The organism is Pseudomonas sp. AC239 (assembly GCF_979258545.1).
This window is the reverse complement of the sequence record NZ_OZ409864.1, coordinates 540,493-552,746: the sequence shown is the minus strand read 5'-3', so window position 1 is coordinate 552,746 and position 12,254 is coordinate 540,493. Positions and strand designations below refer to the sequence as shown.

At 59.5% G+C, this 12,254-nt stretch carries 12 protein-coding genes; 7 read left to right on the top strand and 5 right to left on the bottom strand.

Annotation, left to right across the window (positions count from 1 at the left end; genetic code table 11):
• Positions 1-33: 33 nt before the first annotated feature.
• The 3 genes from argJ (at position 34) to ACZ0AZ_RS02580 (ending at position 3,008) form a co-directional block, all read left to right on the top strand.
• Positions 34-1,251 (top strand): bifunctional glutamate N-acetyltransferase/amino-acid acetyltransferase ArgJ, encoded by a 1,218-nt coding sequence (argJ, locus tag ACZ0AZ_RS02590; protein WP_463538650.1) that lies wholly within the window; start codon positions 34-36, stop codon positions 1,249-1,251.
• 180 nt (positions 1,252-1,431) lie between these two features.
• Entirely contained in the window at positions 1,432-2,064 is a 633-nt protein-coding gene (locus tag ACZ0AZ_RS02585; RefSeq protein ID WP_129997513.1) for a glutathione S-transferase family protein, read from the top strand.
• Entirely contained in the window at positions 2,061-3,008 is a 948-nt protein-coding gene (locus tag ACZ0AZ_RS02580; protein ID WP_039758208.1) for a Nudix family hydrolase, read from the top strand. Before ACZ0AZ_RS02585 ends, ACZ0AZ_RS02580 begins: the two co-directional genes overlap by 4 nt.
• 113 nt (positions 3,009-3,121) lie before the next feature.
• Here the strand turns inward: ACZ0AZ_RS02580 and ACZ0AZ_RS02575 are convergent, their stop codons facing one another.
• Genes ACZ0AZ_RS02575 through ACZ0AZ_RS02565 form a run of 3 tightly spaced genes read right to left on the bottom strand, consistent with a single transcriptional unit; the run spans position 3,122 to position 6,709 of the window.
• Positions 3,122-3,706, bottom strand: coding sequence for a cob(I)yrinic acid a,c-diamide adenosyltransferase (locus ACZ0AZ_RS02575; protein WP_039758206.1), 585 nt, complete (start codon positions 3,704-3,706; stop codon positions 3,122-3,124).
• 3 nt (positions 3,707-3,709) lie between these two features.
• Positions 3,710-5,746: a sensor histidine kinase gene (locus ACZ0AZ_RS02570; protein WP_039758203.1), complete on the bottom strand. Its 2,037-nt coding sequence runs from the start codon at positions 5,744-5,746 to the stop codon at positions 3,710-3,712.
• Between the two features lie 45 nt (positions 5,747-5,791).
• The gene (locus ACZ0AZ_RS02565; RefSeq protein ID WP_463538649.1) at positions 5,792-6,709 is read right to left on the bottom strand and encodes a putative 2-dehydropantoate 2-reductase; all 918 of its coding nucleotides are present in this window, start codon (positions 6,707-6,709) and stop codon (positions 5,792-5,794) included.
• 140 nt (positions 6,710-6,849) lie between these two features.
• On the opposite strand from ACZ0AZ_RS02565, the gene ACZ0AZ_RS02560 reads away from it, so the two are divergent.
• Positions 6,850-7,335, top strand: coding sequence for a YajQ family cyclic di-GMP-binding protein (locus ACZ0AZ_RS02560; protein WP_016773491.1), 486 nt, complete (start codon positions 6,850-6,852; stop codon positions 7,333-7,335).
• A gap of 159 nt (positions 7,336-7,494) precedes the next feature.
• On the top strand, positions 7,495-8,337 hold the full coding sequence (locus ACZ0AZ_RS02555) for a mechanosensitive ion channel family protein (RefSeq protein ID WP_129997508.1): 843 nt from the start codon (positions 7,495-7,497) through the stop codon (positions 8,335-8,337).
• Between the two features lie 108 nt (positions 8,338-8,445).
• On the opposite strand, the gene ACZ0AZ_RS02550 is transcribed toward ACZ0AZ_RS02555, so the two are convergent.
• A complete protein-coding gene (locus ACZ0AZ_RS02550; RefSeq protein ID WP_039758197.1) occupies positions 8,446-9,795 on the bottom strand; it encodes an OprD family porin in 1,350 nt (449 codons plus the stop codon).
• A gap of 889 nt (positions 9,796-10,684) precedes the next feature.
• Between ACZ0AZ_RS02550 and ACZ0AZ_RS02545 the strand changes: the two genes are divergently transcribed.
• Positions 10,685-11,110: an HIT domain-containing protein gene (locus ACZ0AZ_RS02545; RefSeq protein ID WP_125917131.1), complete on the top strand. Its 426-nt coding sequence runs from the start codon at positions 10,685-10,687 to the stop codon at positions 11,108-11,110.
• A gap of 3 nt (positions 11,111-11,113) precedes the next feature.
• Positions 11,114-11,320: a SlyX family protein gene (locus ACZ0AZ_RS02540; protein ID WP_463538648.1), complete on the top strand. Its 207-nt coding sequence runs from the start codon at positions 11,114-11,116 to the stop codon at positions 11,318-11,320.
• 64 nt (positions 11,321-11,384) lie between these two features.
• Here ACZ0AZ_RS02540 and ACZ0AZ_RS02535 read toward each other — a convergent pair whose 3' ends face one another.
• On the bottom strand, positions 11,385-11,987 hold the full coding sequence (locus ACZ0AZ_RS02535) for a cold-shock protein (RefSeq protein WP_039758192.1): 603 nt from the start codon (positions 11,985-11,987) through the stop codon (positions 11,385-11,387).
• Positions 11,988-12,254: the final 267 nt, after the last annotated feature.

The window sequence follows — 12,254 nt, the reverse complement described above, 5'->3', positions numbered from 1 at the left end:
CGGTGCTGACATCATTGAGTAAGGAGCGCATTCATGGCTGTTGGTCTTGGTCCTTTGCCAACGTTGCACCCGGTTGCCGGTTTTGAACTCGGTATCGCCTCGGCCGGCATCAAGCGCCCGGGGCGCAAGGATGTGGTGGTGATGCGCTGCGCTGAAGGTTCGACCGTGGCTGGGGTGTTCACCCTGAACGCGTTCTGCGCCGCACCGGTGATCCTGGCGAAAAAGCGCGTGCACAATGCCGTGCGTTACTTGCTGACCAACACCGGCAACGCCAACGCCGGCACCGGCGAACCGGGCTTGGCCGCGGCCGAGCGCACCACCGCTAAGTTGGCCGAGCTGACCGGCGTCGATGCCAGCCAGATTCTGCCGTACTCCACTGGCGTGATCGGCGAGCCGCTTCCGGTCGAGAAGATCGAAGGCGCACTGCAAGCCGCGCTGGACGACCTGTCGGAGAACAACTGGGAAGCCGCCGCCACCGGGATCATGACCACCGACACCCTGCCGAAGGGCGCCAGCCGCCAGTTCGAGCATGACGGCGTGACCATCACTGTTACCGGCATCAGCAAAGGCGCCGGCATGATTCGGCCGAACATGGCGACCATGCTGGGTTACATCGCCACCGACGCCAAAGTCTCCCGCGAGGTGCTGCACAATCTGATGCTCGACGGCGCGAACAAGTCGTTTAACCGCATCACCATCGACGGCGACACTTCGACCAACGACTGTTGCATGCTGATCGCCACTGGCAAAGCCGCGTTGCCGGAAATCACCCGCGCTGAAGGCGAGCTGTTCGCCAAGTTGAAGCAGGCGGTGTTTGAAGTGTGCATGGACGTGGCCCAGGCCATCGTGCGCGACGGCGAAGGCGCGACCAAGTTTGTCACCGTCGAAGTGAATGGCGGCGGCAATCATCAGGAATGCCTGTACGTCGGCTACACCGTGGCCCATTCGCCGCTGATCAAGACTGCGCTGTTCGCCTCCGACCCGAACTGGGGTCGAATCCTTGCCGCCGTCGGCCGTGCCGGTGTGCCGGATCTGGACGTGAGCAAGATCGACGTGTTCCTCGGCGACGTGTGCATCGCCAGCCGTGGCGCCCGCGCCGCGACCTACACTGAAGCCCAGGGCTCGGCCGTGATGCAGCAGGAAGAAATCACCATCCGCATCGAACTGGGTCGCGGCGATTGCAGCGAAACCATCTGGACCACCGACCTGTCGCATGAGTACGTAAAGATCAACGCTGAATACCGTACTTGATTCAAGGTGTGGGAGTGGGCTGCCGGCCGCTTCGCGGGCAAGCCCGCTCCCACAGTGATTGCGGTCGTTCACAAATGCCGTGTCCACCACCAAAACCTGTGGAAGCGGGCTTGCCCGCGATGACGGACGACCAGACGCCAGACATTCTGGATTGTTTCCCTGACGAAAAGGCGCCACACCATGTCCCTGCACCTGATCATCGGCGACAAACTGCTTTCCTCCTGGTCCCTGCGCGCGGCACTGGCGCTCGACCTGACCGGCGCACCCTATAGCGAAGAGCTGATCAAGCTCGGCAAGCCCGACACCCGCGAGCGCCTGCTCAAGCATTCGCCTACCGGCAAGGTGCCGCTGCTGCAAACCACCCGTGGCACCATCGCCGATTCGCTGGCCATTGCTGAATACCTCGCTGAGCAGTTTCCGTCCGAGCAACTCTGGCCGAGCGATACCTTCGCCCGCGCCCAGGCCCGCTCGGCCTGCGCACAAATGCACAGCGGCTTCTTCGCCATGCGCAATCACATGCCGTTCAACCTGAGCCAGGACGCACCACTGAACCCGGTGCCGCCAGAGGTGAAGGTCGATATCGAACGCATGCTCGCGCTATGGGCTGAGTGTCGTGCGGCAGCCGCGGAAGAGGGCCCATACCTGTTCGGTCGTGTCAGTCTCGCCGATGCCTTTTTCGCGCCGATCGCCGTGCGCCTGCGCACCTATCGGGCGAAGTTGCCGGCAGTCGACGAAGCTTATGTTGAAACCGTCTACCAATGGCCCGCCTTCAAGGCGTGGCAAAAGGCTGGACTGGAGGAATTGAACCCGTGAAACGCGTCCACGTCGCCGCTGCCGTCATTCGTGACGGCGCCGGCAAAATCCTCATCGCTCGCCGCGCTGACACTCAACACCAGGGCGGCTTGTGGGAATTTCCCGGTGGCAAGGTCGAGGCTGACGAGTCGGTCGAATCGGCACTCGCTCGCGAGCTGCACGAAGAGCTGGGCATCGTCGTTGCCGCTGCCCGTCCGCTGATCAAGGTTCGCCACGATTATCCGGACAAACAGGTGTTGCTGGATGTCTGGGAAGTCTCGGCGTTCAGCGGTGAACCCCACGGCGCTGAAGGCCAGCCTTTGGCTTGGGTCCCTGCCAGGGAGTTGATCAACTACGAGTTCCCGGCGGCCAATCAGCCGATCGTCGCGGCAGCGCGCTTGCCTGCCGAATACCTGATCACTCCGGAAGATCTGGAAGGCCCGGCCTTGTTGCGCGGCATCCAGAAGGCGATTGCTGGTGGAATCAAACTGATCCAGCTGCGCGCACCGAACGGCTACGACCCGAAATACCGCGATCTGGCGGTGGATGCCGTGGGCCTGTGCGCGGGCAAGGCACAGTTGATGATCAAAGGGCCGTTCGAATGGCTTGGCGATTTCCCCTCGGCCGGTTGGCACATCACCGCTGCCCAGCTGCGTAAATACGCAGCGGCAGGACGTCCGTTGCCGGCCGAACGCTGGCTCGCGGCATCGTGCCATAACGCCGAAGAGCTGGCGCTGGCCGAGCAGATGGGCGTCGACTTTGTCACCCTGTCACCGGTGCAGCCGACGCTGACGCACCCGGATGCACAGCCGTTGGGGTGGGAGCAGGCACAGGCATTGATCGACGATTTCAGCAAACCGGTGTTTCTGCTCGGTGGAGTAGGGCCGGCGGAGCGCGAGAAAGCCTGGCGTGCTGGGGCTCAGGGTGTGGCGGGAATTCGGGCGTTCTGGCCGGATCCAGTGTAAAGGCTACCGACCTCTTCGCGAGCAGGCTCGCTCCCACAGTGGATTGCATTTCTCCAGTCAGAATGCAGTCAAATGTGGGAGCGAGCCTGCTCGCGAAGGCGCCCTGACAGGCGCTACTTTCCTTCAGGTTTAGCAGCCGGCTGCCACAAAATCTCCGCCACTCCCTGCCGCCGCGCAATCAACCGCGCCACAACAAACAGCAAATCCGACAACCGATTGATATACGCCAGGCCAACCCCGGCCAACGGCTCAACGGCGTTCAAATGCTGACAGCGCCGCTCGGCACTACGCGCCAGGCTGCGGCAGACATGCGCTTGCGCAATCAGCATCGAACCGCCGGGCAAGATGAAGTTTTCCAGCGGCCCCAGCTCTTCATTCCACACATCGATCGCCGCTTCCAGTCGCTCGATTTCAGCCTCGTTCAACGCCTGATATTCAGGCATCGCCAGTTCGCCGCCGAGGTCGAACAGGCGGTGCTGACACGGCGCCAACACGTCGATGATTTCATTCAGTCCTGGGTGCACTTCGCGCTCGGCGAGCAAACCGGCGAGCAACACGCCGACCTGACTGTTCAGCGTATCGACCTCGCCGATCGCCTCGATGCGCGGGTGATCCTTGGGGACGCGACGGCCGTCACCGAGGCCGGTCTCGCCTTTGTCGCCGGTGCGGGTGTAGATCTTCGACAAGCGAAAGCCCATGGGTTACCTCGGTAATGAATTGGTTTCGGTGGTCAATGGCGCCGGTTGCGCCAGCGGCAAACGCAGGGTGAAGCAAGTGCCCTGGCCGGGCGCCGACTGCACTTCCATCTGGCCCTTGTGGTTGTTGGTGATGATGAAGTACGACACCGACAGACCAAGCCCCGTGCCCTGGCCGATTTCCTTGGTGGTGAAGAACGGCTCGAAGGTACGCTTGCGCACGCTCTCGCTCATACCGATGCCATTGTCTTCGACCTGAATCTCGGCCCATGGCGGATTGAGTCTTGTGCGCAAGATGATCCGGCCCGGCTCGCTGTCGTCTTCACGCTGGTGAATGGCCTGGGCGGCGTTCTTCAGCAGATTGAGCAGCACCTGTTCCAGCTCGTTGGCGGTGCCCGGCACGGGCCCGAGGGCTGGGTCGAACTGGCGGATGATCGCCTGGCCCTTGAAGTCGAAACCGATGGCCAGATCGAAGTCGTTGCCGGCGATTTCCACGGCTTGGTCGATCAGCGCCGGTAGATCGCATGGCGCCATTTGCCGGGTGCTGCGGCGGCTGAAGCTGAGCATGTGCGTGACGATTTTCGCCGCGCGGGCGCCGGCCTGTTGAATGCCGTCGAGCAATTGCGGGACTTCGCGGCCTTGCAGGTAGCGGTTCACCGTGTCCAGTTCGATGCCCAGTTGTTCGGCAGTCTCGATGTTCTTCGGCAGATCCGCCGACAGACGGCGGCGAATGTTCTGCACGTTGTGCAGGATCGCGCCGAGCGGGTTGTTGATTTCATGGGCCATGCCGGCCGCAAGTCCACCGACCGAGAGCATCTTCTCCGACTGCACCATCATTTCTTCCAGCGACAGACGCTGAGTGATGTCGTCGATACGGATCACCACGCCACGCCCGGCACCGCCCATCAGCGGATAAAACGTCAGCGCGTAATGCTTGGGTTCATCGTCCTTGAACCAGGTCACTCGGTCGACTTTGGCCACGGTGTGCTGTTCGACGGTGGCCTTGAGCTGCGGCAAAAACGGCTTGAGCGGTTCGAAGGCGAGGAAGATCGGTTGGTTCAAAGCCTCATCCAGGCGTGTACCGGAGAGGGCGCTGGCTTCCTGGTTCCATTGGGTGACGTAAAGCTGCTCGTCGAGAGCGATGAGCGCCGACGGCATTGAGTCGATGATGCTGTTGAGGTAATTCTGGAAGCCGGTGAGCTTCTTCTCGATCTTGCTGCGCACCTGGACTTCCAGCTCCAGTTTGCGGTTGGTGTGGCGGGTTTCCTCGGCCAGCCCCTGCGCCTGATCGTAGGCGGCCTGTGAGTCGTCGCGTGCGCGTTTGAGCTGCTGCTCGCGGGCTTCGATGCGCGAAAGCATGGTGTTGAACGCCTCGGCCAGACTGCCGATTTCGTCGTGGTTGCCGCGCGCGGCGCGCAGGGCGTAGTTCTCTTCGCGGGTGACCTGGCGGGACAATTCCTCAAGCTGATGAATCGGCCGGGTAATCAGGCGCTTGATCTGCCGGGCGATGACCAGCCACAGCAGTACGCTGAAGATCAGGATGCCGAGGCTGGCGGTCAGAGTGCCGGTGTAGAACGCCATCGGCAGTTCGCTGCTGGCCACCAGCAACAGATGCCCCGGCGCGGCGCCGGGACGGGGCAGGGTGATCAGTTGATTGCTGCGAAACTCGGTAAGCTGCCAGGCTTCGACATGCCGATAGCGCTCCGGCAAGTGAAGTTTGTCGCCGCGCTGCACCTGCGCCAGACGTTCACCCTTGCCGTCGTACAGGGCAGCGGCGCGCAACGGTGAATAACTGTCGAGCTCCTTGAGCAGACGTTCGGCGCTGCGCGGTGATTCCAGCGCATCGCTGACCAGACTCGGATTGGCAATCAGCCGGCCAATGGTCTGCAGGGCCTGTGGCGCCATGCTTTCCTGGGAAATGTAATAGGCGGCGCTGATAAAGGTCAGGTTGGCGACCAGCAGAACCGTGGTCAACAACACCAGCAGGGCGGCCAGCAGTTTCTGGCCGACCGGCAGGTTTTCAAGGCGCTGGCGCAATGGCATCAGGTTTATCGCAGCAGGGGAACAAGTCGTCAGCCTAGCGGCTGCTCAGTCGCTGGGCAATCCACGCTTGTGCAGATGAGCGATCAGACGTTGCTGCAACTGGTGCAGATGCGGCAGATGCAACTGATGGCGCTCGGCGACTTTACATGCGTGGCCCAACAGATAGCTGATCTCGGTGCGGCGCTGGTTGGCGACGTCCTGATACATCGAGGAATAATTGGCGGCGGTGGCGTGGATCACTCGTTCGACTTCCACTTGCAGATTGTCCGCCGCAGCCGGCTGGCCGCAGCGTTCAAGCAGTTCCGTCAGTTCGGCGCAGAGCGTGGCGACTTCGCAATGATGCTCGCTCAGCCCGCCGTTACGGCAGTTGTGCAACACGGTCAGCGGGTTGATCGCGCAGTTCAGCGCCAGTTTGCGCCACAGGCGAGTAAGGATGTCGGCGCTCCATTCATGGGGAATGTTCGCCGCTTGCAGATCGTCCAGCCAGACCGGCGCCAGCGGATTTGCGCCATCGCCCAGCCAGTTGAACCCGTGACCGGCGAACACCACGCGCCAATCGCCATCACGGAACGCGCCCTCGGTGCTGGAGGCGCTGATGCAGCGCGCCTGTGGCACCCGCGCGGCGACGGCGTCCTGACTGCCGAGGCCGTTTTGCAGGAGGATCAGTTCGGCGTCCGGCGCGAGGCGGGAAGCGAGGCGGGCGACGGCCTCTTCGGCGTCATAGGCCTTGCACGCAACCAGCAATCGGCGAATCGGCTCGGGGCTGTCCGGGGTTTCGCCGGGAACTGCATAGGTATGAGCTTGTCCGTTCTCTACCAGGGTTAATCCGCCCAGTGCCTCGTAGCTTTGCATGCGTGCCGCATCGCGCAGGATCAGTCGCACAGGCAAACCGGCGCGGGCCAGACGTGTCGCCCAGAGTGTGCCGAGGCTGCCGGCGCCGAGTACGTGCCAGGTGGTCGACATCAGTTTTTTGCTCGATTGCTTGCAGGCATGTGCGGCTCGCCGTATCGGTAGGAAAAGACCCGTTATAATGAGCCCGATTTTAACCGCAAGCCAAGCGCGCTCCATGCACATCGAGCGCGCCTTTTTATTGGAGAGATTACATGCCGTCGTTCGACGTGGTATCCGAACTGGACAAACACGAACTCACCAACGCGGTCGAGAACGCCGTGAAGGAACTCGATCGTCGTTATGACCTGAAAGGCAAAGGCAGCTTCGAGTTCAAGGAAAAAGACCTGACCGTCAGCCTCACCGCCGAAGCCGCTTTCCAGCTCGAAGCGATGATCGAAATCCTCAAGCTGGCGCTGACCAAGCGCAAGATCGACGTGCAATGCCTCGAGGTCAAGGACGCCTACGCTTCGGGCAAGCTGATGAAGCAGGACGCCATCCTCAAGGAAGGCATCGACAAAGAACTGGCGAAGAAGATCGTCGGCCACATCAAGGAAGCCAAGCTCAAGGTCCAGGCCGCCATTCAGGGCGAGCAGGTGCGTGTCACCGGCAAGAAGCGCGACGATTTGCAGGAAGCCATCGCGGCCCTGCGTGCCAAGGAATTCGGCATGCCGCTGCAGTTCAACAACTTCCGCGACTAAGCTTGGTCTGAAGGCTAGGTGGGAGCGAGCCTGCTCGCGAATGCGGTGTTTCATTCAGCGAAGAGTTGACTGACACACCGCTTTCGCGAGCAGGCTCGCTCCCACAGTTGTTTTGTTGTTTTGAATACACCCGGGAAGCCGGAAATCAGGAGATAGAACATGGATTTGAATGCGGAAGTGGACCACCTGGTCAAGGCGTCCCAGGCGTGGATCCCGATGATCATGGAATACGGCAGCCGCGTACTGCTGGCAGTGATTACCCTGGCGATCGGCTGGTGGCTGATCAACAAGGTCACGCAAAAACTCGGCGGTCTGCTGGCGCTGCGCAATGCTGACCTGGCCTTGCAAGGCTTCATCAGCAGCCTGGCCAACATCATTCTCAAGGTGCTGCTGATTGTCAGCGTCGCGTCGATGATCGGCGTCGAAACCACGTCATTTGTCGCGGCCATCGGTGCTGCGGGTCTGGCGATTGGCTTGGCCTTGCAGGGCAGCCTGGCCAACTTCGCCGGCGGCGTGCTGATTCTGCTGTTCCGTCCGTTCCGTATCGGTGACTGGATCGAAGCCCAAGGTGTAGCGGGTACCGTCGACAGCATCCAGATTTTCCATACCGTGCTGCGTACCGGCGACAACAAGACCATCATCCTGCCCAACGGCAACCTGTCGAACGGCATCATCACCAACACCAATCGTCAGCCAACCCGCAAAGTGGTATTCGATGTGGGCGTGGATTACGAGGCGGATCTGCAGAAAGCTCGGCAGGTGCTGCTGGATCTGGCCAAGGATGCCCGCGTCATGCAGGATCCGGAACCGCAAGCGGTGATTTCGACGCTGGGTGACAGTTCGATCACGGTGTCCCTGCGCGTCTGGGTTAAAACCGCAGACTATTGGGATGTGATGTTCATGTTTAATGAACAGGCGCGTGATCGTTTGAAGGCTGCCGGGATTGATATTCCATTTCCGCAGCGAGTTATACGTGTAGTGCAGGAATCGGCGGCGCAATGATAGGTTGCTAGCTAAGTAATTATTAGCCGGTCTGTCAATACAGATGAAATAAAAAAGGCCCATCGGAAGATGGGCCTTTTTTCATGCTTTAAAACTAACCACTGACAATTACAAGATGTTCAGCGGGTACTCGGTGATCAGGCGGAACTCTTTGACATCGCCTTCACCTTCGTCGGCGTTGGCCACGTGCCAAGCTTGACGAATGCGGAAGGACAGGTCTTTCGCCGGGCCGCTTTGAACAACGTACTTGGCTTCAAAGTTGGTTTCGTGGTGTTTGCCATCCTCACCATACAGACCGGCATAAGCGCTGCCTGCTGGAGTATTGGTGCCATCAATGTCCCAACCTTTGACGTAACGAACCATGAAGCTCAGGCCAGGCACGCCGTACTCAGCCATTTTCAGGTCGTAACGGGCTTGAACGGATTTTTCGCCTGCACCGTTGAAGTCAGAGTACTGGATCGAGTTGGCCAGGAAGATCGAGTCGCCACCACGGTTGTTCTTGCCCACGCCGATGTAGTCGAACGGGGTGTCGCCGTTGACCTTCTGGAAGGCCAGGGTGAAGGTGTGCGCTTTGAGGAACGACAAAGCGGTTGCCAGCGAGAACGTGGTGTTGCTGATGTCGCCCGCTTCGGCACTACCGGTGTCGGTGGTGCGATAGATGTTGAAGTCGGTGTTCAGCGAAGTATCACCACCGAATGGAGTGGTGAGGTTCACGTTGGCGTAGTACTGGTTCCAGATGTCTTCCAGCTTCGCGCCGTACAGCGATGCACTGAGGTTGTCAGTGATCGAGTATTTGCCACCGAAGTAGTCGATGTTGTTCGCCTCAACACCGGCATAGGTAGCGTAGAGGCCGCCATCACGGGCGTTCTTGTCCTGGCTGGAGCCGGAGTAGAAGTGACCGGCTTCGAGATCCAGGTCTTTCACTTCGCTGCTCTGCAACTGGAAGCCAGTGGCAGTTTGCGGAAGGATGCGCGAACCGCCGACAGCAAACACTGGGGAAGTGCTTGGCTGCATGTCGCCGAATTTCAGTTCGGTCTTGGAAACGCGGAACTTGATGGAAGCGCCTGCCTTGCCCTGACTGTCGTTGACGTCACGAGCGTAGCCGTTGGCCTTGACGGTATCGCTACGGCTCATGTTGCCAGTACCGGAAGTACCGTCACCGCCATCCAGTTTCAAGGCCAGATAGCCGTAGGCATCAATACCTACACCCACGGTGCCCTGGGTATAACCGGAGGTGAAGTTGCCGAGGAAACCCTGGGTCCAGTCTTTCTGGTCGCGGCCACCATTCTTGTTGTCACGGTTGAAGTAGTAGTTCTTCAACGTTTCGGTGAGTTTCGCACCTTCAACAAAACCTTTGGCTTCTGCCTGGTCATCTACGAACGGGGCGGCCGTAGCCAACTGGGAACTGGCTGCTGCAGCAACTGCCAGTGCGATCATGCTCCACTTCATCACGCGCATCGTGATTTGCTCCTTTGGTTTTAGAAGAGTACTGCCGTCCCACCTGTTTTATTATCTGGGCGGCTCTTTCTTTTTGTGTCGGCGCAAACTTATATCACGCCGACAATGTTGGCGATACTTGCGAAACCAACCTTTCAGCTTCTTTACGGCGTTGTCGCAAAAGGAGCGCTGGATGTCGCAAATTCACAGTACCGATGCAGCCGGACTGACAACTTTATCGCTGTTTCCGGACCTCTTGGCATCGCTACAAAAGAGTCCCTGGCAAAACACTTGAATCTCCATCGGGCAACCCTGCCACTGTTTTTATTGGCTTCAGGCGACCACTGCCGCTGGCACGCCTATAGTCCATAACGTTACGAATGCAACAAGCGTGCACAAACCGCAAAAATGTCGCGGTTATTTTTCTGTAGCGCGCCCGCATATGTGAAAACCTTGTGAAAACGGGGCCTCGGGCTTGTTTTGTCACACGCTTGACGTGGTTTGCCCAATGGTGTTGCAACGCACCAAAGGTGCGCGAGACAGCAAAAAACGTTACCGGTTCACCCCGTACTGAGTATTTGGCGGATGCCCGACCCAGTGAGCGTAGACGGGTTGTGCAGTTTTGGTGCAAAAAAATCGACGGTGGGCCTGAGGGTAGTCTGTCCGTCAGAGAGTCGAGGCTCGCTAGATCAAGGAATTTCATGCGACTCTTCACGTCAAGGCTCATGTCATGGCCTAAGTTGGTGCGCGGCGCGGACAGATGTCTCATGTCGAAGCAGCTGGGGATTAACTGCCGGGGCAGCGTGAAGGCCGCTGCATTCGCAGGTATGCTGCCGTCCTGTCGCTTGGCGCGTCGCCTCTTTGGAGCCGCCGCTAAGCTGAGTCATAGGATCAGCCGGGAGTACGTACAGTGTTTGCTTTGGATTCACGACTTCAACAGGACACCCTGGTCATCGGCGACTTTCCGTTGTGCCGGCTGTTGCTGTCCAACGACAGCAATTACCCGTGGTTCATCCTGGTGCCTCGCCGCGAGGATATAAGCGAGTTGTTTCAGTTGGATGTCGCCGATCAGCAGCTGCTCTGGCAGGAAACCACCACGCTGGCCGAGTTGCTCAAGGATTCGTTCGACGCTGACAAGCTGAACGTCGCAACGCTGGGTAACGTTGTCAGCCAACTGCACATGCATGTCATCGTGCGCAAACGCGATGATGCTGCGTGGCCGGCGCCGGTCTGGGGCAGGCATCCGGCCAAGCCGTACAGCGCGGAACAGGTGGCAGCCATTCGCGAGCGCTTGCGTCTGGTCCTGACTGAAGAATTCACCTTTGTGGAGGGCTGAGTCATGAGCCTTGAAGAGCGCGTAACCGATCTGGAAAGCCGTCTGGCCTTTCAGGATGACACCATTCAGGCATTGAACGATGTGCTGGTGGCCCAGCAGAAAGTCATCGAGCGCCTGCAATTGCAGATGGAAGCGCTGATCAAGCGTCACGAAGAAATAGTCGGGCAGTTCGGTGCCTTTGAAGAAGACGCGCCGCCGCCACATTACTGAGCCATTCGGCGGGCATAAAAAAACCGCGAGCAGCCAGGCTGTTCGCGGTTTTTTTTGCTTTGGATCAGCGACGCGGCAGGGCGGCGATCACGTCCTCGGCTTGCAGGCCTTTGTCGCGGTTCATCACCGAGAACTCGACGCGCTGGCCTTCGACCAGGACGCGATGGCCTTCGCCACGAATGGCGCGAAAGTGCACGAAAATATCGTCACCGGAATCCCGGGAGATAAAACCGAAACCCTTGGAAGTGTTGAACCACTTCACGGTGCCGGTATCGCGATTGCTCATGTCATAGGTAGTCGGCGCAGCGGCCGGTGACGATTTGTAGAAGCTGATGGCCAGGTGCAGCAGCACGGCAACCAGCGCAATGACCAGGCTGAACAATACGGCCGGCTGGCCAGCGATAACCGGCATCGGCGCGATCAGGGTCAAGGTTTGCAGGACGACGGTCAGTACCAGCAGGGCGCTGACCAGATTTTGCAGATGCTGGCGCGGGCCTTTGTTCCAGTAAGGAATCACTGGAGCGATGACCAGGTTCAGCAGGCCGAAAAAGGCCAGGTAAAGTGCATCAGGCTGTTGCAGGTAAGGAACGGCTTCGGCTTTCAGGCTGGGTATGAACGACAGCAGCAAGGCTGCTGCGCCCATTAGCAGGTGGACGATTTTCAACATTTTGATTGGCTCACGTTATGACGGCTCACAAGGAAGAGCTGAAGGCGCACGGTTCGCTTCAGGACAAAAAAAGAGGCGGTGGACACGTACACGGCATCAGCCTATGCGCAAAACCCCGGAAAATAGGGCATGGCGACACGCTGCCTATTTAACAGCAAAGCCTGCGGCTACTCAAATCAGCCCGGCCAGCGGCAGAGAAACGGTCGATTTGTCGCAGTCAGGTCACCGATTCATAGCTGCGAGCCGGCGCTTGCCTTGCTAAAGTGG

Bases quoted from the DNA above. Each gene is read 5' to 3' on its own strand.
- argJ (WP_463538650.1), top strand. From the start codon at position 34: ATGGCTGTTGGTCTTGGTCCTTTGCCAACGTTGCACCCGGTTGCCGGT.
- ACZ0AZ_RS02585 (WP_129997513.1), top strand. From the start codon at position 1,432: ATGTCCCTGCACCTGATCATCGGCGACAAACTGCTTTCCTCCTGGTCC.
- ACZ0AZ_RS02575 (WP_039758206.1), bottom strand. From the start codon at position 3,706: ATGGGCTTTCGCTTGTCGAAGATCTACACCCGCACCGGCGACAAAGGC.
- ACZ0AZ_RS02570 (WP_039758203.1), bottom strand. From the start codon at position 5,746: ATGCCATTGCGCCAGCGCCTTGAAAACCTGCCGGTCGGCCAGAAACTG.
- ACZ0AZ_RS02565 (WP_463538649.1), bottom strand. From the start codon at position 6,709: ATGTCGACCACCTGGCACGTACTCGGCGCCGGCAGCCTCGGCACACTC.
- ACZ0AZ_RS02560 (WP_016773491.1), top strand. From the start codon at position 6,850: ATGCCGTCGTTCGACGTGGTATCCGAACTGGACAAACACGAACTCACC.
- ACZ0AZ_RS02555 (WP_129997508.1), top strand. From the start codon at position 7,495: ATGGATTTGAATGCGGAAGTGGACCACCTGGTCAAGGCGTCCCAGGCG.
- ACZ0AZ_RS02550 (WP_039758197.1), bottom strand. From the start codon at position 9,795: ATGCGCGTGATGAAGTGGAGCATGATCGCACTGGCAGTTGCTGCAGCA.
- ACZ0AZ_RS02540 (WP_463538648.1), top strand. From the start codon at position 11,114: ATGAGCCTTGAAGAGCGCGTAACCGATCTGGAAAGCCGTCTGGCCTTT.
- ACZ0AZ_RS02535 (WP_039758192.1), bottom strand. From the start codon at position 11,987: ATGTTGAAAATCGTCCACCTGCTAATGGGCGCAGCAGCCTTGCTGCTG.